Source organism: Pseudomonas sp. WP18 (assembly GCF_036689585.1).
GTDB lineage: Bacteria > Pseudomonadota > Gammaproteobacteria > Pseudomonadales > Pseudomonadaceae > Aquipseudomonas > Aquipseudomonas chlororaphis_E.
On sequence record NZ_CP144758.1, the window covers coordinates 2,512,526 to 2,539,064 of the forward strand.

Annotated in this window: 11 protein-coding genes; 7 read left to right on the top strand and 4 right to left on the bottom strand. The window is 59.3% G+C overall.

Going from position 1 to position 26,539, the window contains the following annotated elements:
• Positions 1-206 precede the first annotated feature (206 nt).
• The 5 genes from V5F23_RS11245 to V5F23_RS11265 all read left to right on the top strand — a co-directional run bounded on the left by V5F23_RS11245 (position 207) and on the right by V5F23_RS11265 (position 10,605).
• Positions 207-2,270: a TonB-dependent receptor gene (locus tag V5F23_RS11245; protein WP_338474607.1), complete on the top strand. Its 2,064-nt coding sequence runs from the start codon at positions 207-209 to the stop codon at positions 2,268-2,270.
• Between the two features lie 105 nt (positions 2,271-2,375).
• Positions 2,376-3,797, top strand: coding sequence for a diaminobutyrate--2-oxoglutarate transaminase (locus V5F23_RS11250; RefSeq protein WP_338498414.1), 1,422 nt, complete (start codon positions 2,376-2,378; stop codon positions 3,795-3,797).
• A 288-nt stretch (positions 3,798-4,085) separates the two neighbouring features.
• Entirely contained in the window at positions 4,086-5,240 is a 1,155-nt protein-coding gene (locus V5F23_RS11255) for an efflux RND transporter periplasmic adaptor subunit (RefSeq protein WP_338498416.1), read from the top strand.
• 20 nt (positions 5,241-5,260) lie between these two features.
• On the top strand, positions 5,261-8,422 hold the full coding sequence (locus V5F23_RS11260; RefSeq protein WP_338498419.1) for a multidrug efflux RND transporter permease subunit: 3,162 nt from the start codon (positions 5,261-5,263) through the stop codon (positions 8,420-8,422).
• A 221-nt stretch (positions 8,423-8,643) separates the two neighbouring features.
• Positions 8,644-10,605 (top strand): methyl-accepting chemotaxis protein, encoded by a 1,962-nt coding sequence (locus tag V5F23_RS11265; protein ID WP_338474611.1) that lies wholly within the window; start codon positions 8,644-8,646, stop codon positions 10,603-10,605.
• A 48-nt stretch (positions 10,606-10,653) separates the two neighbouring features.
• Here V5F23_RS11265 and V5F23_RS11270 read toward each other — a convergent pair whose 3' ends face one another.
• Complete coding sequence (locus V5F23_RS11270; RefSeq protein ID WP_123578033.1) at positions 10,654-11,403, bottom strand: SDR family oxidoreductase; 750 nt, start codon at positions 11,401-11,403, stop codon at positions 10,654-10,656.
• Between the two features lie 110 nt (positions 11,404-11,513).
• Here V5F23_RS11270 and V5F23_RS11275 point away from each other — a divergent pair, with 110 nt between their 5' ends.
• Positions 11,514-11,888, top strand: coding sequence for a helix-turn-helix domain-containing protein (locus V5F23_RS11275; protein WP_047735523.1), 375 nt, complete (start codon positions 11,514-11,516; stop codon positions 11,886-11,888).
• A 175-nt stretch (positions 11,889-12,063) separates the two neighbouring features.
• Here V5F23_RS11275 and V5F23_RS11280 read toward each other — a convergent pair whose 3' ends face one another.
• Genes V5F23_RS11280 through V5F23_RS11290 form a run of 3 tightly spaced genes read right to left on the bottom strand, consistent with a single transcriptional unit; the run spans position 12,064 to position 14,183 of the window.
• Positions 12,064-12,435, bottom strand: a complete 372-nt coding sequence (locus tag V5F23_RS11280) for a hypothetical protein (RefSeq protein ID WP_338474612.1) — start codon at positions 12,433-12,435, stop codon at positions 12,064-12,066.
• On the bottom strand, positions 12,428-12,973 hold the full coding sequence (locus V5F23_RS11285; protein WP_338474613.1) for a tetratricopeptide repeat protein: 546 nt from the start codon (positions 12,971-12,973) through the stop codon (positions 12,428-12,430). The genes V5F23_RS11280 and V5F23_RS11285 overlap by 8 nt, the downstream gene beginning before the upstream one ends.
• Before the next feature lie 25 nt (positions 12,974-12,998).
• A complete protein-coding gene (locus tag V5F23_RS11290; protein WP_338474614.1) occupies positions 12,999-14,183 on the bottom strand; it encodes a tetratricopeptide repeat protein in 1,185 nt (394 codons plus the stop codon).
• Positions 14,184-14,432: 249 nt separating this feature from the next.
• On the opposite strand from V5F23_RS11290, the gene V5F23_RS11295 reads away from it, so the two are divergent.
• Positions 14,433-26,534 carry a hypothetical protein gene (locus tag V5F23_RS11295; RefSeq protein WP_338498421.1) on the top strand — a complete coding sequence of 4,034 codons (12,102 nt, stop codon included), beginning with the start codon at positions 14,433-14,435 and terminating at the stop codon, positions 26,532-26,534.
• The last annotated feature ends 5 nt before the right edge of the window (positions 26,535-26,539 follow it).

The window sequence follows — 26,539 nt, forward strand, 5'->3', positions numbered from 1 at the left end:
GAACAGCAAGGCAGTGGTCGCAGATGTAGGACGGGTCTGTAAATGTATGCAAAACAATACAGGACGGCATATTAGGTACAAATGAGAGAGATTATCAATACTATTTATTTAAATAATTTTTTGGATTAGACTCCGCTCCGCTGGCACCGAACAGCCTTCAGCCAGCTCGAAGAAAACCAAAAATATCTGTCGCAGGGGAGCGGGGCGTGAATTTCAAAAAGACTACAATTGCGTTGGCTGTGGGGTCGGCGTTGGGCCTGAGCAGCGGTGCGTGGGCGGCTGAAGAGGCCGGCAAGATGGAGATCGCTCCGATCACCGTCACCGGTGAAAAAATTGACCGTACCCTGGACCAGACCCAGTCCAGCGTGGTGGTCATGACTGACAAGAGCCTGCGTGAACACGCCGACAAAGACCTGGTGGATGTGTTTGCCCGCACGCCAGGCGTCTACAGCCAGGCTGGCAACGAAAACTGGGGCATTCGTGGCGTGCCGGTATCCGGTTTCGATGACCAGGGCCCGGCGGCCCTGAACGGTGCGGTGTCGGTGTATGTCGACGGTGCCGTACAGCCGAACCGCGCGCTGACCTTGAGCCCGGTTCCGCTGTGGGACGCCGAGCAGGTCGAAGTCTTCCTCGGCCCGCAATCCACCACCCAGGGCCGCAACTCCCTGGCCGGTGCGGTGGTAATCCGCACCAAGAATCCAACCTTCGAACCAAGCTTCTCGGCGCAAACCAACGTTGGTAACTACGGTGAGCATGGGGCCGCGGTTGCCGGTGGCGGCGCCATCGTCGACGACAAGATCGCCGGTCGTATCGCCGTGGACTATTCCGACGGTGACGGCTACATCCGCAACACCACGCTCGACAAGGATGCCAACCCGCACCGCACCAGCAACGCCCGCGGCAAATTGCTGATCCTGCCCAATGACGACACCGACGTCCTGCTGACCTACGCCCACAACGAACACCGCCAGGGTGATCGCTCGACCATGCGTGGTTCCGACGGCAAGCCCAGCTATTACGACATTTCATCCAACACCGAAGCCTTCGACAACCTCAAGCAGGACACCGTCAGCGCCAAGGTGGATCATCGTCTGAACGATGCCTGGTCGTTGACGAGCATGACCGCCAACACCAGCTCGGACTACAGCAACCGCCTGGACTTCGATCAGAATGCCGTGGACAACGAGGTCGTTCTGCGTAAACAGGACGGTAACCTGTTCAGCCAGGAGTTGCGTCTGAATTACGACTCGGACACGGTGAAGAGTTTCATCGGTGCCTATTACGGCCACAACACCAACAAGTTCCATGACCGGCTGTTGTTCGACAACGTGCTGGCTCGCACGGTCAAGGGTGATACCAAGATTGAAAACAAGGCGGTGTTCGGTGAAGTCAACTGGACGTTCGCGCCGCGCTGGACATTGATCACCGGCCTGCGTTACGACCACGAGACGAACGATACCGACATCGAGGCAGACGGCCGTTTCGTTCCCGAGAAAATCAAAAAGTCGTTTGATGCCGTGTTGCCGAAACTCGGTATCGACTACGAGCTGGCAACGGATCAGTACCTTGGCTTCATGGTGCAGAAGGGTTATCGCGGCGGCGGTGTCAACCTGCGCTCCGGTAGCGGTCACCAAGCCTACGACCCGGAATACACCACCAACTACGAGCTGTCCTATCGCGGTTCGTTCTTCGACAAGAGCCTGCGTGCCCGCGCCAACCTGTACTACACCGACTGGAAAGATCAGCAGGTCAGCGTTCGGCAGCCCGGCAGCACCGTCATTGATATCTACAACGCCGGTCGCAGTGACATCAAGGGGCTGGAAGTCTTCGTCGAGAAAGACATCACCGAGCAGCTGACCCTGAATTTCGGCGGCGCCGTTACCGATAGCAAATACAAGGACTTCGTTGCTGACAATGGCCAGGACAGGAGCGGCGAGTCGTTCCTCTATTCGCCGAAATACAAGGCGTCGGTGGGCGGTGTCTATCGCTTCGATGATCGCCTGATGTTCGGCACGGACATTGTCTATCAGAGCACTGCGCCCTCGGAGTACGAGTTCGACTCCAACGGCAAGGTCAGTGGGGAGCGTAAGAGCGACGCTTATGTGCTGGTCAACTTCAATACCGAGTACAAAGTCACCAAGAATGTCGCTGTGTCTGCCTACGTCAAGAATGCGTTCGACAAGGAATACATCACCAACAACCGCGACGACACCATCATCGACGTCGGCGCACCGCGCACGGTGGGGATGATCCTGCGCTACGACATGTAAAACCGAAGGCGCGGGGAGGCAATCTCCCCGCGCTCGAGGGTGCAGGTCAGCGATGTGTTTCCAGGCTGCAGTTCCCTTCCAAACCCAGCCTCCATGGAGGAAATCATGAGTGCTTTTTCGAATGTCACAGCGGGTGGCGCGCAACAGCTACGCCTGTTGCATACCGGTCTGTCGAGCCCTTACTGCCTCGATCCGACGCCGCTGCTGGAACGCCAGCAACAACAGGAATCCAACGCCCGCAGTTACCCGCGGCGCATTCCGCTGGTGCTCGAAAGGGCCCATGGCATTTATGTCCAGGACAGCCGCGGGCAAGTGTTCGTCGACTGCCTGGCAGGGGCTGGCACCCTGGCCCTGGGGCACAATCATCCGGTGATCATCGAAGCCATCACCCAGGTCATGGCCGCGGGCGTGCCGATGCACACCCTGGACCTCATGACGCCGGTCAAGGACGCGTTCGTCCAGGAAATTTTCGGTTGCTTGCCTGCCGAGTTCGCTCGCAACGCACGCATCCAGTTTTGCGGCCCAAGCGGGGCCGATGCGGTGGAGGCGGCCCTCAAGCTGACCCGCACCGCGACTGGCCGGCACTCGGTGCTGGCATTCGAAGGGGCCTACCACGGGATGACCCTGGGCACGCTGGCCATCAGCGGCAACCTGTCGCCGAAGAATGCCCTCGGTGCGTTGATGCCGGGTGTACAGCGCCTGCCGTTCCCCCACGACTACCGTTGCCCGTTCGGTGTGGCCGGCGACCAGGCGGTCACCTTGAACGTGCGTTACCTCGAACACTTGCTCAACGACCCGGAGAGCGGCGTGACCGCGCCGGCGGCGATGATCCTGGAACCGATCCAGGGCGAGGGCGGGGTGATTGCCGCGCCGGATCGCTGGTTGCAGGAACTGCGCCGACTGACCCACGCCCATGGCATCCCGTTGATCGTCGACGAGATCCAGTGCGGCATCGCCCGTAGCGGCCGGATGTTCGGTTTCGAGCAGTCGGGCATCACCCCGGATGTCATCACGTTGTCCAAGGCCATTGGCGGTGGCTTGCCGTTGTCGGTCATGGTCTACAACGATTCGCTGGACGTCTGGCAGCCGGGCGCTCACGCCGGCACCTTCCGCGGCAATCAGCTGGCGATGGCGGCGGGCACCGCGACCTTGCGCTTTATCCGCGATGAAGGCCTGGTCAAGCACGCCGAAACGGTGGGTGCGCAACTGCGCAAACAGCTTGAGGCGTTGCAGAGCGAATTCGCCTGGGTGGGCGATGTTCGCGGCCGTGGCCTGATGCTTGGCATGGAAATCGTCGATCCTCAGGGGGCGCCGGATGCCCAGGGCCATCCACCAGTGGACACGGCCAGGGCCAAGGCCTTCCAGCAGGCTTGCCTGCGACACGGCTTGATCGTCGAACTCGGTGGGCGGCACGGTGCGACAGTGCGCTTGCTGCCGCCGTTGATCATCACCGAGCAGGAGGTCGACTTCGTGGCGAAGATCCTGTTCCAGGCAGCGAGCAGCCTCAACGAGCGTTCAGCGCGTTGATTGAGCGTTTTCGCTGCTTGCTCGCGAAAGCGTTGGGTCAGTTAGAAGTGATGTTGGATGGGATGACGCCTTCGCGAGCGAGCCCGCTCCCACAGGGGTTGGGTGGGGATTGCACGTGATGTGTTCGCCGACATTACCTGTGGGAGCGGGCTTGCCCGCGAAAGCGGTGGGTCAGCTTGAAGTGATGCTGGATGGGATGACGCTTTCGCGAGCGAGCCCATTCCCACGGGGTATTGGGGCCTGTCGATTGCCATCGGCGGGCCTTTTTTCATTGGGCAGGGAGTGACCATGCAGAAGATTTTCGCCGCGATGGCACCCGCCTGGGTGTTGCTGGGCTTGCTGGGTTTAAGCGCGTGCGGCGACGGGCAGACACCGGCCAAACCGGCCGCGGCGGTGCCGCAAGTGAAGACGCTGACGGTGCAGCCTCGGGCGTTCGCCATGACCACGGACTTGCCTGGACGGATCGAGCCGGTGCGCATCGCCGAGGTGCGCGCGCGGGTGGCCGGGGTGGTGCTGACCCGGCATTTCCAGGAAGGCAGCGACGTCAAGGCCGGCCAGTTGTTGTTCAGCATCGACCCGGCGCCGCTCAAGGCTGCGCTGATGCGCACCGAGGGTGCCTTGGCGCGGGCCGAGGCCGATGTCTATCGGGCCAACGCCCAGGTGCAGCGTTTCAAGCAACTGGTGGCGATCAACGCCGTCAGCCCGCAAGCCTTCGACGAAGCCATGTCCGACCTCAAGAGCGCCCAGGCCAATCGCCTGGCGGCCCAGGCCGACGTGGCCAGTGCGCGGCTCAACCTTGGTTACTGCCAGGTGCGTGCGCCGATCAGCGGGCGTATCGGTCGGGCCCTGGTCAGCGAAGGCTCGCTGGTGGGGCAGGACGAGGCGACGCAAATGGCGCGAGTCCAGCAACTGGACCCGATCTACGCTGACTTCACCCAGTCCGCCGACCAGGTGGTGGCCTTGCAGCAGGCACTGGCCAGCGGACGCCTGAGCCTCGATGGCAACGGTACGGCGCAGGTGACGGTGCAAGTGGGCAATCCTCCCCAGTTACGCCGTGGCACCTTGATGTTTTCCGACATCTCCGTGGACCGGAGCACTGGCCAGGTGACCTTGCGCGGTGAGTTTCCCAACCCGGACAACCTCCTGCTGCCCGGCATGTACGTGCGGGTGATCGCGCCGGCCGGTGTCGACCGGCAAGCGTTGTTCGTGCCGCAGCAGGCCGTGCAGCGCGGCGCCGACGGCCAGGCCCGGTTGATGCTGGTGGACGACCGTGGCGTGGTCCGTGAGCGGGTGGTCAGCACCGGCGCCATGCTCGGTTCCGACTGGCAGATCACCCAGGGCCTGGTGGCCGGCGAGCAGGTGGTGATCGAGCGGGCCGACAAGCTCAGCGCGGGGACGCAGGTCCACGTTGTCACTCTGGCCGGGCAGCAAGCTCGCCACTGACCGACCTTGGGAAGCACACCATGCCGGATTTTTTCATCAACCGTCCGAACTTCGCCTGGGTCATCGCACTGCTGATCGCCCTGGCGGGTGCGCTGACCCTGGGGCGTCTGCCGGTCAACCAGTACCCGGACGTGGCGCCGCCGCAAATCAACGTCAGTGTCGATTACCCAGGGGCGTCGGCACAGATCGTCAGCCAGAACGTCACCAGCCTGATCGAAGAAGAGCTCAACGGCCTCAAAGGCCTGCTTTACTACGAGTCCAACAGTGCCAACGGCGGTGCCGAAACCACCATTACCTTCAAGCCGGGCACCGACCCGGACATGGCCCAGGTCGACGTGCAGAATCGCCTGCAACGGGTGGTCGGTCGCTTGCCCCAGGCGGTGATCGAGCAAGGCCTGGAGGTGGAGCAGGCCCGCTCCAATTTCCTGTTGGTGTATGCCTTGTCCTACACCGACGACCAGCAGGACTCCGTCGGGTTGGCGGACTATGCCGCTCGCGCGATCAACAATGAAATCCGTCGGGTGGCCGGGGTCGGGCGGGTGCAGATGTACACCGCCGAGCGGGCGATGCGGATCTGGGTCGATCCGGCGCGCCTGGTGGGTTATGACCTGTCGATGAGCGATGTGGGCAGGGCCATCGCCGGGCAGAACATCCAGGTGCCGGCCGGCAGCATGGGCGAGCGGCCCGGGCCGGCGGACCAGCACATTACCGCCACCGTCATGGTGCAAGGGCAGTTGGACTCGGTGGAGGCTTTCGGCAACATCGTGCTGCGGGCCAATGACGACGGCTCCAGCGTGCGGATTCGCGACGTGGCGCGGGTTGAACTGGGGCGCAAGGACTACCGCTTCGACGCGCGGCTGAACGGCAAGCCGGCGGCGGCCATGTCGGTGCAACTGGCACCGGGCGCCAACGCGCTGGAAACCGCGGAGGCGATCAAGCTGCGGCTGGATCAACTGTCGAGCACCTTGCCGGCGAACATGGCCCTGAGCGTGCCCTACGACACCTCGTATTTTGTCGAGGTGGCGATCAAGCAAGTCCTCTACACGCTGATCGAAGCCATGGTCCTGGTGTTCCTGGTGATGCTGCTGTTCCTGCAGAAACTGCGCTATACGCTGATCCCGGCGGTGGTGGTGCCGGTCTGTCTGTTGGGCACGATGGCGGTCATGGCGCCGCTGGGCTTCTCGATCAATATGATGACGCTGTTCGGCATGGTGCTGGCGATCGGGATCCTGGTGGACGACGCCATTGTCGTGGTGGAAAACGTCGAGCGGCTGATCAGCGAGGAACACCTGTCGCCCAAGGCCGCGACCCGCAAGGCCATGCAGCAGATCAGCGGGGCGATTGTCGGCATCACCCTGGTGCTGTCGGCGGTGTTCCTGCCCCTGGCATTCATGGGCGGTTCGGTGGGGGTGATCTACCAGCAGTTCGCGATGACCCTGTCGGTGTCGATCCTGTTCTCCGGTTTTCTCGCGCTGAGCCTGACGCCGGCCTTGTGCGCGACCCTGCTCAAGCCGGTTGACCCGACGCGCCCGGTGCGCGTGCCGCGTTGGGCCCAGGGCTTCAATCGCCACTTCCAGGCCCTGGCCCGGCGCTATGACCGGCTGGGCGAACGCTGGTTGCGCCGCCGTGCCCGCAGCCTGTGCCTGTACCTGGCGTTGCTGCTGGTGCTGGCCTTCGCCTATGCCCGGTTGCCGTCCTCGTTCCTGCCCGAGGAAGACCAGGGCTACATCGTGACCGATATCCAGCTGCCGCCCGCCGCCTCGGCCTCGCGCTCGGACGTGACGGTCCAGGCGTGGGAAAAATATGCCCTGGCCCAACCGGCCACCGATCAGGTGCTGGCGATCATGGGCTTCAGCTTTTCCGGGGAAGGGGCCAACGCAGCGTTGTCCTACGTCACCCTCAAGGACTGGTCGTTGCGCGGCAGTGGCCAGACCAGCGAAGAGGTGGCCCGGCGGGCGAACGCCGCCTTCGAGGACGTGGCCGATGGCACGCTGTACAGCGTCGTGCCGCCGCCGGTGGACGGCCTCGGCACCTCCAGCGGCTTCGATTTGCGCTTGCAGGACCTCGCAGGGCAGGGGCACGAGGCTCTGCTGGCGGCGCGTCGCCAATTGCTGGAGGCGGCCAAGGCCTCGCCCGTGATCGCACACTTGAGGGAGGATGGCCTGGCTGATGCGCCGCAAATCAAGGTCAGCATCGACCGCGAGAAGGCCGAGGCCCTGGGCGTGGGTTTCGAGGTGATCAGCGCGGCGTTGTCTTCGGCGCTGGGGTCGGAGCAGGTCAACGAATTCGTCAACCAGGGACGCATGCAACGGGTGATCATCCAGGCCGACGGCGCCAGCCGGCAGACCCCGCAAGCGCTGCTGCGCCTGCAGGTGCCCAATCGCCAAGGCCGTCTGGTGCCGCTGGAAGCCTTCAGTCGGTTCGAGTGGCAGGTCGGGCCGTTGCAGATCGGTCGCTACAACGGCTCGGCATCGCTGCGTTTTTCCGGGGATGCCGCGCCGGGCTACAGCACCGGCCAGGCAATGGCCGCGTTGCAGGCGATTGCCCGGCAGTTGCCGGCCGGCTTCAGTCTTGAGTGGGCAGGGCTGTCGTTGCAAGAGCAGCAGGCCAGCGATCAGGTGCCGCTGTTGGTGGGTCTGTCGTTGACGATGGTGTTGCTGGTGTTGGTTGCGCTCTATGAGAGCTGGGCGATCCCGTTCGCGGTGCTGCTGATCGTACCGGTGGGTGTGCTCGGTGCGGTACTGGCGGTGACGGTGATGGGCTTGCCCAACGATGTCTACTTCAAGGTCGGCTTGATCACCATCATCGGCTTGTCCGCGAAGAACGCGATCCTCATCGTCGAGTTCGCCAGGGCGTTGCACGCCGAAGGGGCAAGCCTGGCGCAGGCCGCGGCACAGGCGGCGCGCTTGCGGTTCCGGCCGATTGTCATGACCTCGCTGGCGTTCATCCTGGGCGTGCTGCCCCTGGCGCTTGCCAGCGATGCCGGTGCGGCCAGCCAGCGCGCGATCGGCACCGGGGTGATCGGCGGAATGCTGGCCGCGACCGTGCTCGGGGTGCTGTGGGTGCCGGTGTTCTATGTCGCGGTGCTGTCCCTGGTGGAACGCATGCGGGGCCGGCGCGCGGTGGTGCCTGAATCCGCCTCCGGGGAGGGGGCTTGCACCCGGCACAAGACTCAGGCGTGACGTACCGCCACTCATCAACTAAATGCCAGGTTATTGATCTTGATCAAGGCAAATTCAAATTCTGCACTTGGCGCTTAGATAAACGCTGTACGGTAGGATATTAGGGGTGATGGCCATTTGATATTGGGTTAATATCACCCCACGATCAGCGTGTACAAAATCCCTTCTTACAACAGCGCCGCGCGTCAACTAATCGAGTATGGAATGAGGCTTGAACGAATATGCTCAGGAATGCACCGCTACGTCTGAAACTTTTATTGATTCTTTTACTGCCGTTATTAGGATTCCTGACCCTGGCCGGTATTTTTGTCGGCGATAACTACCGAACGCTGCGCGACATGGACGCGACGGTGACCGCCAGCGCCACCGCCCAGAAACTCAGCCTGCTCATCACCACCCTCCAGCGCGAACGCGGTGTCAGCGGGGTTTTCCTCGGTAGCGGCGGTAAATCCATGGGTGACCGGCTGGCCCAGATGCGCCGGGATGCCGACACATCGGTCGCTGTGATTCGTGAATTGCCGGTGTCGGGGAACAATCAACTCACCAAGGTCATTAGTGCCTTGGATGAGTTGTCCAGTGTGCGTGCACAAGTCGACAAGTTAAATATCAGCAGCACCGAATCCGGTGTTCGCTACACCGACATTATTCAAGTATTGATCGGTTACACCCACTCCCTGGAAGCGACCATCAATAACGCGACCATTGTTCATGCGCTCGGCGCACTCAATCAATTCATCGAAATGAAAGAACGGGCCGGGCGCGAGCGCGTCGTGCTCGGCCTGGTGTTCGCCCAGGACCGCTTCGACGAAGGGCTGTTGTCACGGTTCAGCCGCAACTGGGGTGAATTTACCGCCTACCTGGACGCTTTCCGTCGCAAGGCCCCACCCGTCTTGTTGCAGCAGTTCGATGATCAGATGCGCGAGCCGGCGGCCGTCGATGTTGCCCGGTTGCAGCGCCTGGCATTCGAGGTGCCGCTGGGCCAGTCGCTGGGCATCAAGCCGCAAGACTGGTTTGAAACCGCGACCCAACGGATCGACCTGATGGGCCAGGTGGAAGAAGCCCTCGGTCAGAGTGTCAGCCGCCTGGCCATGCACGAGCGCGATAGCGCCAGCCGTGCCCTGTGGCTGACGCTCGGTGCCGTGGTCGTTGCGTTGTTGGCGGTGGCGGTGCTGTCGTACCTGATCATCCGCATGATCGACCTGGCGGTGCGCGACGTGAATCAGGTCCTCAATGACCTGGCGGAGCGTGATCTCACTGCCCGGGCAAGTCACGAAGGCAAGGACGAGTTCGGCCAGATCTCCCGCAACCTCAACCGCATGGCCCAGGAGATCAGCGGGGTGGTGCAGGAAATCGGCAACGCCACGGCACAAGTGGCGACGGCGGCGGAAGAGTCTTCCACGGTGACGATCCAGACCAGCCAGAGTGTCGAGCAACAACGCCAGGGCACTGAACTGGTCGCCACGGCGATCAACCAGATGAGCGCAACGGTGCGAGAGGTGGCGCAAAGCACCAACGATGCGGCGCACATGTCGCAGCAGGTCAATATCAGCACCGCTCAGGGCCGGGTCGAGATTGAAAGCACCATCGGGCTGATCCGCCAGTTGTCCGGCCAGGCCGAGGAGACTGCAGCGATCATCGGGGACCTCAAAGAGGAAAGCGATGCCATTTCCTCGGTACTGGATGTGATTCGTGGCATTGCCGAGCAGACCAACCTGTTGGCCCTCAATGCGGCGATCGAGGCTGCGCGTGCCGGCGATCACGGTCGCGGGTTCGCGGTGGTGGCCTCGGAAGTGCGTACCCTGGCGCAAAAGACGCAAGAGTCCACGGGCAGCATCCAGCAGATGATCAGCAACTTGCAGGCCGGTTCGGACCGCGCGGCGCTGTCCATGCAGCAGACCCTGGGCAAGGCTCAGGACGGCGCGAGCAAAGTCGAGCGGGCGGGTGAGTTGCTGGTGGAAATTGCCGAGGGCGTGGCGACCATCAGCGACCGTAACATCCAGATCGCTTCGGCGGCGGAAGAACAGAGTGCGGTGTCCGAAGACATCAATCGCAATGTCAACGAGATCAATGACCTGGTGATCCAGGTCAGCGCCGGGGCCGAGCAGACGGCAATCACCAGCCAGGAACTGGCGCGCCTGGCGGAGTACCAGCAGCAGTTGGTCAGTCGTTTCAAGGTGGCCTGAAGGGGGGCGGCTGCGGATCGAACTTCGATCCGCAGCCGCTCGTTCGATTCAGACCTGATTGGTCGGCATCACGAACAACTCGGCAATGTTGACGTTGCGGGGGGCCGAGACCGCGAACAGGACCGTGTCGGCAATGTCTTCCGGCGACAGGAACTGCAACTGCCCCGAGAAGCCGGCAATCATCTGCACATACTCTTCGCTGGTCGTGTGCTGCGTCAATTCCGTGGCCGTCGCACCGGGTTGGATGCTGGTCACGCGGATATTGTGCTTGTGCCCGACCTCCATGCGCAGGCCTTCGGTGAAGGCGCTCACGGCGAACTTGGTGGCTGAGTACACGGCGAAACCCTGGCCGAACACCTTGCGACCGGCGACCGATGACGTGTTGATGATGTGGCCGGAATGCTGCTCGATCATCTGTGGAAGTACCGCCGCCGACACGTTCAATACGCCCTTGATGTTGACGTCCACCATGCGATCCCACTCGTCGGTCTTGAATTCATCGACGCTCGACAACGGCATCAGCCCGGCATTGTTGAAGGCCACGTCGATCCTGCCGTAGGTGTCGAGCAGTTTCCTCACGCCAGCGTCGACGGAGGCCTTGTCGGCGACGTCCATTTCCAGGACCAGGGCCTGGCCACCTTGTTGTTCAATCTCAGCGTGCAACGCGTGAAGGCGATCGGCCCGGCGCGCCGCAAGACCCACCCTCGCGCCCGCGGCGGCGAGTTTCTTCGCGGTGGCTTCGCCAATGCCGCTCGATGCACCGGTAATCAGTACGACTTGTCCAGTCAGTGCGTTCATGACCCATCCTCTTGTGCTCATCGTGAGGATTCACGACGAGATTTACGGTTGAGTCGCCATGGTATACATCGGATACTAGGTTGCAATTACGCACCTTAAGGGTACTAGATATGCTCGACGATACTGCAAAGCCCGAATGCACCCCGCAACGGCTGGAGCAAACGCGCCTGGTCCTGGACCAGATCGCCAACAAATGGTCGATCATGATCATGACCCGGCTGGCCGACGGGCCCGTCCGTTTCAATGAACTGCGCAGACTGCTGGGGAACATCACCCACAAATCGCTGACCGAGGCCCTCAGGCGCCTCGAACGCCACAAGTTGATCCGCCGCGAGGTGATCTGCTCCTCGCCCGTGGCCGTTCAATACGAAGTAACCGACCTTGGCAGAACACTCGAAACCCCCGTGACGGCCCTGGTACGCTGGGCTGAAGACCACGCCGGGGAGATGCTGGATGTGCAGAGCAGTGAGGAGGTTGAGGGCTAGCTGTCCCGAGCGTTCGGTGGTTGGAGTTGTCTGATTCTGGCGCCTGGTTTTCGAAAAACTCCAATGATCTGGCGCAGCATGATCTCACTGCCATAGTCGTCCGCAGCCAGGAGTACCGGCAGCCGTTAGGTCGGTCAGTTCAAGGTGGTTTGGTGGGGAAGCCGGTTTCGGAGAATCAGGAACCAGGCGACAGCATCCGATCCACGATGGTGTAGATCGCTTTTTCCATTGCCTGGTTTTCAAGCATGGTTTCAGCCACTTTTTTCGATATGCTGCCGAATTCAGGGTGCTCCAGAATGCTCTCGCCAAACTCCCAGCGCAGGATTTCCTGCACCGTGATGACCGGCGCAGCTGCGTGAAAGCCTTCAGTGTCTTTAAGGTCCCTAAGGCGATTTTGCAGGTGTGTTCGCAGCACTTCGAGCTCTTTTGCGTCTTTCCTTGATGTGGCGGCAGGAGCGGAATTGGCTGCGTTCGATACCACTCGCTCCTTGGGCTTGGCCAGCGCGGCCAGGACCTGTGACAGCCGAGTCGAATCGATCTTACTCATCGGTAGTCTCGAAACTGTTGCGGTAGGCGCCAAGGAACGCGGCGGGTTCAGTCAGATTGGAGGTGGAGGGCGGAGTGCTTGAGAGGCTTGCCAGTACCCGTTCCATGTCAGCCTTCAGTGCCGGATTGGAGCAATCGATCAGGCCTTGAGCCAATCGCGTGGCGGCGTTCTGCGGGCGCTCATCCAGCAGCTCCAGATAGGCACTGGAAAATTCCCGCAAGCTCATATCTTGCGACATGTCCTGGAGGGTGAGGAACGTACTGCGGGCTTCGTCCAACTTCGCAAGCTGAAGGCCAAGTAAACCCAGTTGGAAGCGAGCGATGTCCATCCCAGGGTCGAGTTCGAGTGCTTCTATCATTTCCGCATATGCACGCTCCATCAGGCCCAGTTCGGCATGTTCGGCGGCGCGAAAATAATGCACGGCGGCATTATTTGGCTCCAGTTCAAGGGCGGTGTTCAGATAACTCAATGCCGCGTGGTGGTCACCGTTCTGGCTGGCGTTGATAGCCAAGTGCAAATATTCCGGCGCGTCCAGCATGTAGAGGCTCCCTGTGAGCGATGACTTAGTGTTGGTCTGGATGACGGTCTGGGATTTTGTTCTGGTGTGTTCTCAACCAGTTTTCCATCAGGACGCGACCGGTGATGTCGCTGTCAGGGCGGGTCCGGTCAAGCACCTGGCCGATCAGTTGAACTGCCTTTTCGGGTTGGCCTGCGTCCTGGAGCAAGAGCGCTTCGGCATACTGCACCGACAGACCCAGCGGATTGAGTTTGAGGGCTCGGCGTATGCTTTTCTGGGCGCGTTCTTTCATTCCATCCAGGATGTCGACGATGGCCAGTCCTCCATGGGTCTCGCCAAAATTGCGGTCCAGCACATAGGAGGCATCAAGCGCCTGGCGAGCTTGAACGCTGTCCCGACGCAGAATGTAGATCCAGGCCAGTAGATGCCAGGTGCCGATATGGTCCGGCATGAAGCGGACAGCCATTTTCAGGTGTTCTTCGGCCTGGTCGAACTCCAGTTCGTTGAACTCCAGTCGTGCCAGGCCGGACCATGCCCGGCCGCATTCCGGATGTTGCTTGATCGTATGAAGCCACGCGTTGCGTGATGCGACGATGTTGTTTTGCTCGAAGTGGACCGAGGCGCAGGCAATCAGTGCATCGAGTTGATCGGGATCTTCGGCCAGCGTTTCGTGCGCCGTGATCAATGCCGGCGAGTAGTTGTCGTTCTCATATTGCAACAGCGCGAGCAGGCCGCGCGTGTTGGTGTTCTCCGGTTCCAGTTGCCGGGCCCTGGTCACCAGACGCTCGGCTTCTTCCGTTTCTTCCAACTGGTGTAGTGCACGTGCATGCATCACCAGCAGATGGGCAGGGCTTTGGGGGTCGTTGCTCAGCCGGGAGAGCAGGGTGTGGGTCGCCCCGTAGTCGCCGCTGTGAAAGTGGCCAAGGGCAGTATTGAAAAGAACGGCCGCGTGATGGATGCCTCCTTCGATTGCCTTGTCGCCGAACGCCGCGGCCGCGGCATATCGTCCTGCCTGCAATGATGCATGCGCTGCCAGTGCGTAAGTATGGGGTTGCTCGATACCCTGCGCTTGCATGTGCGCGATCAGTTGCTGGCCAGCGGCAATGTCGCCCAAGTCAATGGCCAATGACAGCGCATCCGCCAAAAGCGACAAATTACCGGGATCCTGCACCAGGTAAGAGAGCAGGCGCGCCAAGCGATTCTGTTCAGCGGGCGTGTGGTCAGCGGTCATGAATGGGCACTTTGTCGGCGATTGGAAAAGGAGTGAAGCGGTTCCGTCGGCTGATTATTGCCTCGGGAGTTGCGGTCTGTCATGCGTTAACAGCCGATTTACGTCGCTCATAAAATATTTTTCGTTCGCCCTAAACTTTATTAAAAAAACGAGCATAAGCCCTGACAGTAGCGCTGCTTGGCGGTTGGGCCAGCAGCAATGTTTTTAGCCGCGCGGACGGCTCAGCTTCGTCGGGGAGTTCAGGAAATCATGGTCGCCATCGTCGCCGGTAATGGATTAGGGCTGTTCAATGCCTCGTTGAATTCACTCGGAGGCAGCGGTGTTGGTGGCCAGGGCATTCTGGGCCAGGCCGGGGGGCAGGCGCTGGTCAATGTCAGTAATGGCAACCTGGTGTTGCGCTTCACCGACGAGCAGTTGTCCGGCTTGGGTCAGGATTTGCTACATACCCGCACCTATAACACCCAGGGCGGTCTGAGCGACGGTGATGCCGACGGCTGGCGTTGGGATGGCGAGCGCAGACTGTCGTTGAGCGGTTCAGTGAACACCTCAGGCAACCAAGTGACCCGCACGACAGGTGATGGCCATCAGACGGTTTATCAATGGAACGGCACTCGATACCAATCAACCGAAGGTGATGGCGCTCATGACACAGTCAGTTGGGATGCTGGTAACGGCCAGATGGTCTGGACGGATGGTTCGAGGCGTCTTGTCGAGCGCTACGACAGTAATGGCAAGCTGTTGTCGGTTACCGATGCCAACGGCACTCAGATCAGCTATGGCTATGACGCCAACGGGCGCCTGAACTCGGTCAAGGACAGCTCTGGCCAGGAATTGGTACTGATCTACAACGCGTCCGGCAAGCTCGATCGCCTGGATACCCTTAGCGCGTCTGGCGGTGCGCTGACTCGCCAGGTGTACTACGGTTATGACGCCCAGGGTCGGTTGATCAATGTCAGTACTGATCTGAGTCCTGAGGACAACAGCATCGTCGACGGTAACGTCTATCGAACCGACTATACCTATGACGCGGACAGTTTCCGCATTGCCAGTGTCGCGCAAAGCGATGGCACATCGACCAGCTTCACGTATCAGTTGCTCGATGGCGAGTATCGGGTCAAGACCGTATCCGATGGGTCCGGCATTACCACGTTCACCTATGACACCGCTAATAACCGCACTGATGTGGTCAATGGCACGGGCCAGCAGTGGAGCTACTTCTACGATGCCGATGATCGGTTGATCGAAGTGCAAACCCCCGCGGTGGATGGCCAACGGCTGTCCACGCGTTATGCCTATGACTTGGACGGCAATGTCATCAAGGTTACGGATGGGCGTGGCAACGCCATCACCTACCAGTACGACGCGAACGGTAATGCTCTGCTGGAGCGCGATGGGGCGGGTACTACCGTCGTTCGTACTTACAGTGCCGACAACCAGTTGCTCAACGAGATTCGCTACAGCGCCTCGGCAATCCTGAACAGTTCTACCGGGCTCTGGACCGAGCCGCCGGCCAGCACCGCGCAAGTTACTCGATTGGCCTACGACAGTAACAATCGGGTGCGTTTCATGGTCGATGGACGAGGCCAGGTCGTGGAATATCGCTACAACGCCCAGGGGTTGAGAAACCAGGAGATCAGCTACGGTGACGCGCTGTTCTCGTTGAGCGGGCTCTCGCCCCAGGCCGAATTGACAGAATCGCAACTGGTCACCTGGGTCGGGGCGCGTGACCGGACCCGCTCGACCTTGACCGAGCTGAGTTACGATTTGCGCGGTAACTTGAGCCGTCGAGTGACTTACAGCGTGGTCAATGCAGCAGGCGTTGGTACGCAGGAAAGCAGTACCAGCGTCACCGAGTACGTTTACAGCCAGTATGGCCAGCTGTTGCAGACGCTCGTGGCGCGCGGGGCGGACCGCAGTCAGAAAACCATCCTGAGCTCTGTCGTTTACGATGGCCTGGGTCGCGTGGTCAGTCAGACCGATTCGGCCGGAACACGAACAACCGTCTACAACGGCATTAATCGTACGGTGGCGGTCACCAACAGCGCGGGAATGACCGTTGCCCAGGCCTACGACAGCAAGGGGCGGCTGATCAGCCTGACGCAAACAGCAACTGGCCAGGTAGTGCGTACCACTTCGTATGTCTATGATAATGCTGGTCGCCAGGTCATGGTCCAGGATGCGACCGGCGCGCGCAGTTATACGTTCTACGACGAGGCCGGGCGAGTCAGTGCGCTGGTCGATGGTGTCGGAGCGGTGGTGGAGTACAGCTACAATGCTGGCGGCCAGCGCGTCCAGGAAAAACGCTATGCGACCCTTGTCGATACCTCGGGTTGGTACGACGGTACGGCAGTGCTCAAAAAACGGGTGGGCGATGTTCGTCCGGCGAGTACCTCAGCGGATCGCCTGTTGACGTTTTCATACGACACGGCGGGTCGACTGATGACCTCGGCCGACGGGGTGGGAACGCTGACGACGTTCACCTATGACGGTCGTGGGCAGTTGATCAAGCAGCAGACCGGCGATCGAATCACTCGGTTTTTCTATGACGCCACTGGGCACCAGAACGGTCAACTGGACGCTGAAGGCTATCTGCGCGAAAACCGCTACGACGCAGCAGGGCGGTTGACGCAAAGCATTCGCTACGCGAGCGTGGCACCGGCGGCCAGTCGGCTTGGCGGCAGCCTTGACCAGTTGCGTCAGCCATCCGCTGATGATCTGTCGACCTGGTATTACTACGACACGGCCGGCCGCCAGATCGCGAGTGTCGATGAGGAACAGTTCGTCACTGAAACGGTGTACGACGAAGCGAGCAATACACAGAAGACGATTAGTTATGGTACGGCCTTTACCGCGACGATATCGGACGCAACGGTATTCGCAACGATCAAGGCCGTGGTGGCTACGGGGGTAGCACAGACAACGACCACGACCTTTGATGGCCAGGGGCGCGTTGCTCGGCGCGTCGCTACCGATGGTACGGTCACCGCGTATGAGTACGATACGGCCGGGCGATTGGTACGTGAAGTCCAGGCCCAGGGAGCCACCGAGGAGCGTAGCGTCCGTACTCAGTACGATGCCTTCGGACAAACCATTGGCAAGCTATTGGGTGAAGCGTCGGCGCGCATCACCGCGGGCATGAGCGATACCCAGGTCGCTGCGATTTATACGCAGTACGGCCTGACCTACCGCTACGATGCTGCTGGCAGAGTAGCAAGTGCCAGTGACGCATCGGGCAACCGGACCTTGTCCTACTATGATGCGGCAGGACGCCTGACTCACGTGGTCAACGCGATGGGTGAGGTCAGTGAGACGGTGTACAGCGCGTTTGGCGAAGCCCGCGAACGAACGGATTTCACCGCGCGACTGGCGGCTTCGGACGTTGCCGCTCTCTCGGGCGGGGTTCTGGACGCACCCTTGAAAACCCTGGTGCAAGCGATCCGCAACGCGACCAATGACAATCGGCGCGTGTATGAATATGACAACCGAGGCCTGCTGGCTTCCAGCACCGATGCGCTGGGCTATGTCACTTCTTATGGGTACAACGCCTTCGGTAATCAAACCTCCGTGACTCGGTCCCTTTCCGCGAACAACACGGTTATCAGCAACACCACCTATAACAAGCGAGGCGAGCAGACAGGCCGCATCGACGATGTCGGTGGCTTGGCCCGCAGCAGTGCCACGGTCTACGATGCCTTTGGTCGAGTGATCAGCCAGACCGATGGTCGAGGCCAGACCAGCACGACCACCTATGCCAGCAATGGTCGGGTGATTACCCTCAAGAATCCGCTCAATCAAGGGCAAACCAGCGAGTACGACGCCTTTGGTCGAGTGCTCACGCAAACGGATGCCCTGGGCAAGATCACGACTTACGGCTACAACGACAGCGCGCGAAGCTTGACGGTAACCACCCCAGATGGGGTCAGTGTCGTAACTGTAAAGGATCGTCATGGTCAGACATTGACGATCACCGATGGTACCGGAGCGGTGACACGCCATAGCTACAACAAGGACGGTCAGCTTCTTACACGTCAGGATGGCCTGAACCAGGTCACCACCAATGCCTACGATACGGCTGGGCGCCTGCTGACGGTAACGGACGCCCTGGGACGGGTCACCCGCTATGGCTACGATGCGGTCAATCGCGTACTGACCCGAACCGATGCCACCAATGGCGTGACCCGCTATAGCTTCGATGGCCAAGGACGCCAGGTGCGGGTGGTAGACGCGGAAGGAAAGGCCGAGCAGCGTATTACCGATTATGCCTACGACCGTAAAGGTCAGTTGTTGAGGGTGACCCAAGACCCTGGCGGCCTGAATATCACCACCAGCTACAGTTATGACGGCGTTGGCCAGCAAGTTCAGGTCATGCGCGGCACCGGTGCCAGCCCCAACCAACAGGTCACCCTGTATGCATTCGACAAGCTGGGCCGACGCATCAGTGAGCGTCAGGACCCGAGCGGGCTGAACCTGACAACCCAATACCGCTACGACGGTAACGATCAAGTCACACGCAAAATCGATGCGACGGGGAACAGCACCTGGTACGTCTACGATGCCGCCGGCCGCCTGAGCGCCACCGTCGATGCCCTCGGCTACGTCAGCGAGAATAAATACGATGCCAATGGACGGGTGATCGAGACGGTGCGTCGTGCCAGCCCGATACAGATACCTACGATCGGCGGCAACGATGGCCGGACCCTTACTCTGGGCGGTAACACGAGCAGACTGAATTCGGTGGAAAAAATCCCCATCGATCCGGCCAAGACTTACACCGTCCGTGTCAGGCTTCGTCAACTGACAGGGGAGGGCCAAGTTTATGCCGGTGTATTGACTCATGACAGCGCGGGCAAGTGGCTTTCCAGCGCAGCCGGCAGCTCCTATGCCTATAGTGCGGTAGCGGGTGTAAAGCTGACGCCGGAAATGGGTTGGCAGACGTTTGAGGGAACCATCAGCGGCACCAACCCGATCAATGCGAGCGCCAGCCCCAACAAGTTCTTTGAGGGTAGTGTCGGTGCACTGCCCCTGCTGCTGTACAACTACGGTGTCGACACCAGTGGCGAGGGGAGCCGCCTGGTCGAGGTGGATTCGCTGGAGTTGATCGACACCGCGACCGGCCAGGTTCTCAACGCCAATGGAAATGCGAGGGCCGGCCAGACGAACTGGTACTCGGCCGGTCTCGTCGGGGCAAATGGCCCAAGCGATGCCCTCGGCGCCGAGCAGTTGCAAACGCTGCTGCGTCAGGACAGCAACGATCGTCGCACCCAGTTCGTTTACGATGCTATGGGCCGTCAGCGCTATGTGATCGACGCCCAGGGTGCGGTTACCGAAAACAGGTACGACGCCAATGGCCGTCTCACCGAAACCGTGCAATACGCCAAGGGCATACAACTGCCAGCGGACGGCAGCAGCGACGGCCGGACGCTTACCTTGAGCGGTGATACCCGTTCAATGACCGCTATAGGGAAAGTGGCCATCGATCCAGCCAAGACCTACACCGTGCGTATCAAGGTGCGCCAGGTGACGGGGGAAGGGCTTATCTATGCCGGTGTAGTGACTCATGACAGCACCGGCAAAGAGATCTTCAATCCATTCGGTGGCTCCTACGCCTATAACGCCGCGGCAGGGGTGAAACTGACCCCAGAGATGGGTTGGCGTACCTTCGAGGGCACCATCAGCGGCACCAATCCGATCAATGCGAGCGCCAGCCCCAACAAGTTTTTCGAGGGCAGTGTCAGCGCGGTGCCTTTGCTCTTGTACAACTATGGCGCCAACGGCAGCGGTGATCCGAGCCGGCAGATCGAAGTGGATTCACTGGAACTGGTCGACACGGCCACCGGCCAGGTGCTCAATGCCAATTCGAGCGTCGGTGCAGGCCTGGCGAATTGGGCCTCGGCTGGACTTGTCGGCGCAAACAACGCAAGCGATACCCTCAGTGCCGAGCGCCTGCAAACGCTGTTGCGCCCGGACAGCAGCAATGACCGTAGCACCCGGTACACCTACGATGCCGTCGGCCAACGGAAAACCGTTACTGACGCTGCCGGCAAGGTAGAGACGTACACCTATGATGCGGTGGGCAACCGCAAGACGCTGACCAACAAGAACGGCGACGTCTGGACCTACAACTACGACGCGTTCAATCGGCTGGTGGAGGAGATTACCCCGGCGGTCACTGTAGCCAGCATCACCGAGGCCGGCGTGGTCACGGCCGCGTCTCGCTATCTGGTGACCAGCACCACTTACGATGCTTTGGGTAATGTGACCCGTCGTACCGAAGGTCGCCTGCGGGCCGGCGTAACGGCCGACCCGGCATTGGACGAGGTGAGTGACGCACGTACCACGGCCTATGCCTACGATGCCGTTGGACGGCAGATTCGGATCACCAGCCCCGGTTGGTACAACAAGCTCAACGGTCGCTACCAGCAGAGTTCGGACGGTACCGCCAACACATTCCAGATCACCACCGAGGTGACCTACGACTCGGTTGGCAATGCCGTGCGCAACCGCGTTCGAGTGAACAACACGGGTGTTGCAACGACCGATTTTGTCGACACCTATAAGGTTTATGACGTGTTGGGTCGAGTCAGCCATGACGTCGACGCACTCAAGGGCGTCACTTCCTATGACTATGATGCGCTCGGTCAGAACATCCGCACCGTGCGTTACGCGAACGCACTGACGTTGGCTGCGCCAGCCAGGGGTTATTACCTCTGGACTGATATGACCGGCACCAACCTCGTGCCTGATGCGACTCAGGATCGCACCCTGATCACCCGATACGACGCCCTCGGGCGTAAGACGGCGGTGCAGAAGAACCTGGTCGGCCTCTACACCTTCACTGGCAACATCGCTACCTCAACCCAGAATACCCTGGCACCCACCACGCTCTATAGCTACGACGCTTTCGGTCAGTTGGTACGCGAGACCCAGACCGCGCGTAACGCCAGCGGTGCCACCGTGCAAACCGGCGCCAGCAGCATGTATTTCTACAATAAAGGCGGCCAGCGTATCGGCACGGTGGATGCCCTGGGCTACTACAGCCGCATGGAGTATGACGCCCTCGGCCAGTTGACCCGGCAGATCGACTACGCCAACAAACTCACCAGTTGGACCGAGAACGCGCTTCCGGCCGCACCGACGGCCAGCGCCACTGATCGCCGCGTTCGTTTCACTTACGACGCCATGGGGCGCCAGAGCCAGACCACCATTGAGGGCGCGCGTTTCTGGCAACAGAGCATTAACGCCAGCACTGGCGCGGTCAGCGCCACCCTGGTGACTGCCGATCTGCTGCTTGGCCGCAGCACTTATGATGGTGTAGGCAACGTCAAGACTGTTACCGACGCCCAGGGCAACGTGGTCAGCACCGACTACAACACCCTTGGTCAGGTGCTCAAAGTTACCGAGCCCGCACGGGCTACCGCCAAGAACGGCGCTGTCGACCCCTTTGCCAGCGCTACCGTCACAGCGTCGCCAACCACGACCTACCTGCTCAATGCGTTCGGGCAGCAGATCCGTGAGATTCGGGCTGCAGGCACTGATGGCGCAGGTACCGTGCAGGCCGGCCTGGATCAGATTACCCGTACCCGTTACGACGCTGTCGGGCATGAGATCCAGGAAATTGACGCGGCCGGTTCGTCGCAGAATTACAAGGTCGATATCGCCGGCCGACGGGTTGAGGAAAGCCGACAGATTAATGTCACGATGAATGCATGGATGACGGCATTTGGCGTACCGATGCCGATGAATCACACCATTCGCCGTACCTTTGAATACGACATGCTCGGTCAGCAGATCGCCACGGTGGATTGGTATACGGAAGGCCTGAGCACCCAAGCGTCCGCTCGTGAAGGCGCGTTGTATAACCGCTTCGGCGAAGTGACCCGTAAGCAGGTCAACGGCGCCGTCGTGGAAATCTTCAATTATGATCAGGTCGGTCGACTTGAATCCTACGGCAACGCAACCGGCGTGACCGCGTTCCAGTATGACCTTTCCGAAAAAGTCAGCCGAAGCACGGTGTTGGGTGACTGGAGCATCACCACCGATGACCGCATCACCTACATGCGCAACGACTTGCTCGGTCGCACTGTCGAACAACACTTGCCGGCGTTCGAAGCCAATCTGAGGACTGACACCCTCAACAGCCCGACACTGACCTTGAGCACGCCGATCATCCGGCAGACCGTGGACCGTTGGGGCAACGTCCTCAGCCGCACTGACGCCCGCGGCTACGTCACCAGCTATAGCTATAACCACGCCAACCAGGTGCTTACCGAAACGCTGCCGGTGACCGACATCCTGCGTGAGAACGGCACCAGCTACCGGGCCAGCCTGATCCATGAGAAGCGCTACGATGCCCTTGGCCGGCTGATTCAGGAGGCCGACCTGGTCGGGCCATACACCGGCATGGCCAGCAATACCCTATTGCGTACCCGCCAGCACGTCTACAACCAGGTGGGCCAACTGACTCGCGATGTCGACGCGCTGGGCAACTCGCGGCAGTACCGGTACGACATCCATGGCAACCGTGTCGCCACCCAGGATGCCTTGGGTACGGTGTTGGTCGACGGTTACGATGCCATGGATCGGCAGATCAACCACGGCGTTATTCGTAGTGGCGCCCAGGTCACTTTATTGACCAATAAGTACGACCAGGCCGGGCGTCTGTATGCCGAGATCAGTGGCACTGTCGAGACGGCGGAGACGTTAAAGAACGTGGAGGATGGCCGTCAAGGCAATTCCTATATGTCAGGGGTAGCGGGGACAACCCGGTATACCGTTTATAACGAGCGTGGCGATATCACCCACAGCATGAACGAATCCGGGGTGATGTTCAGCTATGCGTACGATGCCCTCAAACGCAAGACGCTCGAACAGGATGAGATGGGAAGCACCAAAACTTGGACATATTCAACTGGGGACGTTTCTCGGCTGGTTGGGTATAAGGATTGGGGCGGACATACCTATACCTATACTTACAATGCTTTTGGTGAGGTGGAGAAAGAGCAGGTTGCTGATGGCCCTGACAAAACTTATCAATACTTTGCCAATGGTCTGACCAAGTTTGTAATCGAGGGTAGTACTGATAACTGGGCGGTCACTGGCTCGGAATATGATTTGGTCGGCAATAAAGTGCGTGAATTCAACTCTACTATCATTACGTCGGGGGCAGCCGCTGGTGGCGCCAGTTTTGAAACGTTCTACAAATACGATGCGCAGGGGCGATTAGCTGGCGTAAGGGCGCCCGCCGGTACTCAGCACATAGGCTTGCGCGATATGATGAGCAATACCGCTCGAATTGACGCTCTTGCTTATAGTTATGATGAGTTAGGTAACCGACGCCGAGTCAACTTGGATACTACCAATCAGTCGGGTGTTCGCACGGTCCTCGATAACTGGTTCAAGTATGACTTGGAAGGGCGAGTACTCGTTGAGGACGGTTTTCTAAATGGCGTCGGTCAAATTGCCGCAGGCGTCATCAGCGGTAGAGGTAAGGGGCTGGTGTATACGTATGATGCACAGGGTAGGCGTACGTCTTCCGAAGAATACGTAAAAACGATTGATTTTTTCGGGTATCCAAGCCATGAATATGTACTGAAAAACTATACATATAACGATCTTGGTGCACTCTTAACCACTACTAGCCGAGCTTCGGTGCGAAATCTGGCGACTAATCCCGACACATCTTATGCTTCGTTGCTGGCGGATGCTGCACAGATATTCAATGCTCAATATGATGTTCGTAATAATAGAATTTCCCAAGAGGATGTCATTGGTGGCGAGCGTACGCGCACCACATATACATATCGCGGAGATGGAAAACTCAATAATCAGTTGGTGACCCGTTGGAATGGTAGTAACTGGATCGCATACCAGTACACCTTTTTCAATGAAACGAGAAAAATCGGTGTTGATGGCATAGAGCGTGATTCTACTGTTGGATATGACGCTGCGGGCCGCTCTAATCACTATCGTTATACAGTCTATGACAAGAACGGTACTGCAGCTATGTGGGGGGAAAATCTCACTACCTTCACGGGTTTTGACTCATGGAAAGAACTCCTCGTCCAGGCAAATATTAATAGCGGAAGTAATGCCCTGACCACTATGCTCTATAGCGCTCGTGGTGAGCTGATAGTGTCGTTTGCGACAGGAAAAACACCTTTCACTCGCCGTTTTGCCTCAGACCGTAGTGGCCAGCTAACTGTGCGTTCGGAGGGTGTTAATAACAATTTTACTCAATGCTACATTTTCCATGACGGTAATATGTTGGTCAGTACCGGAAACAATAGTGCACCGGAAATCTACGACACCATTGCGTCAAACTCATCCGATGAAATAGCGCGTACACCGAGCAATTACGTGATCGTCGATGGCGATACGCTGCGAGGCATTGCTCAAAAAACCTGGGGCGACTCGAGCATGTGGTATCTCATCGCCGATGCTAATGGGTTAAGCGGTGATGACTCCTTGATACGCGGTACAAGCTTAGTCATTCCAAACGTGTCCGGCAGCAACGCTAATAACGCTGATACTTTCAAGGCTTATGATCAAAGCGAAGTGACCGGCGACCTCAACCCTGTGCCGATCTATAAACCACCAAAGCCTAAGAAAAAGAAAAGCAAAGGGCTGGCCAGCGTCGTAATGGTGGTGGTGGCTGTGGTCGCGACGATATTTACGGCAGGCGCAGCGTTGGTGGCCGTGGGGGCTGCTGGAGGTGCGACTATTGCTGGGGCCGGGGTCGCCGCGCTCAGCGGTGCGGCAGGGTGGGCTGGTTTTGGAGCTGCGATAGTAGGTGGCATGGCCGGTAGCGCTGCCGCCCAACTCGCTGGTAATGCCATGGGCGTGACCGACGGTTTTTCCTGGGGACAAGTCGCCATGGGGGGACTCGCCGCAGGTATTGGCGCTGGAGTTGGTAATCTGGTCTCGGGCGGGCAGACCGTCCAGGAACTGGCAAAGGTGGGTAGCTATGGCAAAATCGCTACTGCCGCTGTACTGAACTCTTTTGGCAACTACGGAGCCAGTAAAATTGTCGGCCTGGACACCAGCTTCAGCTGGCGTTCAATCGCTACGTCAGCGTTGGCTTCCGTAGCCACCGCTCGGATCAGCAAAGGGTTGGGCCTGACTACCGATAACTTCAAATCCAACTTCATGAACGGGATCATTGGTGCTCAGGTCGGTTCCAGTGTTCAGGCCTTGATTGGAAAAGGCGGCAAGCTGGATTATGTAGACGTAGCGGCAGATGCCTTTGGTAACGCGATAGGGAATGGTTTGATTGAAGCGTCGTTGGGGGGCGATTTCTTTGGCCCTGAGTCGGGCGCGATGAGTAAGCGGCAGGGAATCGTCGCTGATGCTTTTGAGCGAGCGGCTCGGATTAGCTATGCAGAAAAGTATGATGCTGCGTTGAAGGAAGTGGCTGATGAGAATTCTCGTGTAGAGCGAGCCTCTAAAGATCTCGCTGATCCCGCCAAACTGGAGGAGTTGAAGAAGAATGGACTGGATGCATCGGCACTCCGGAAAGCATACATATCGGATCTGATGGCTGATGACGTTTATCTAGACTATGATTCTGATGATCCGATTAATAAACTTAGAGTCGAGAGTATGCGAAAGAATCTAAGCAGGTTTGGAATACATCGTCTTGATGCTAATGAGGTTCGAGTTGTTGGGCTGAGTCCAGATGACTTTGTAAATAAAAAATCAGATTTTTTTGCTGCTCTTTACAAAGATGAGAGTGAGGGGGGTTATTATCTTGCCAATCGAGGCACAGAAAGTGGTGCAGACGCCTGGACTGACGCGGTTAATAACTTTGGGTATGTAGATGGGCAGTTCGAAACTGCGGTATCGTTGGCGGTAGGTGTTTACGAGGCGCTTGAAGGAAATGTGACATTTGTCGGACATTCACTTGGTGGTGGATTGGCCTCAGTACAAGCTACCTCGGTTGGAGGACGAGCAATTACGTTCAATGCGGCGGGTGTGCATCCCCGTGTTGCAACAATGCTTAAGCTAGATATTTTGCCTGCAAAAGCTAATGTGATGGCATATCATGTTGCGGGGGATCTGGTTTCCATTGCACAAGACAGTTTAGGGTATGACGTAGCGGCCGCTCTGCTGGGTACACTACCCGTCGCTGGCATAGAGGCAGGACGGCTGCTCTCAGGTAATAAATTCGCTTCGAATATCGGCTTTGCCTACGCTCCGGAAGCTTTAGGTCGACGAATTGAGCTACCTTCTGTACAGAGCGGAAGGCCTATGTCGCGTTCGGAGCGGCTCAATCCATTAAATCAGTTGCAGCAACATAAAAATGGATCTGTACTACGGTCTTTGGAATATTTGATTGGTGCTTCAGCGCGATGAGTATT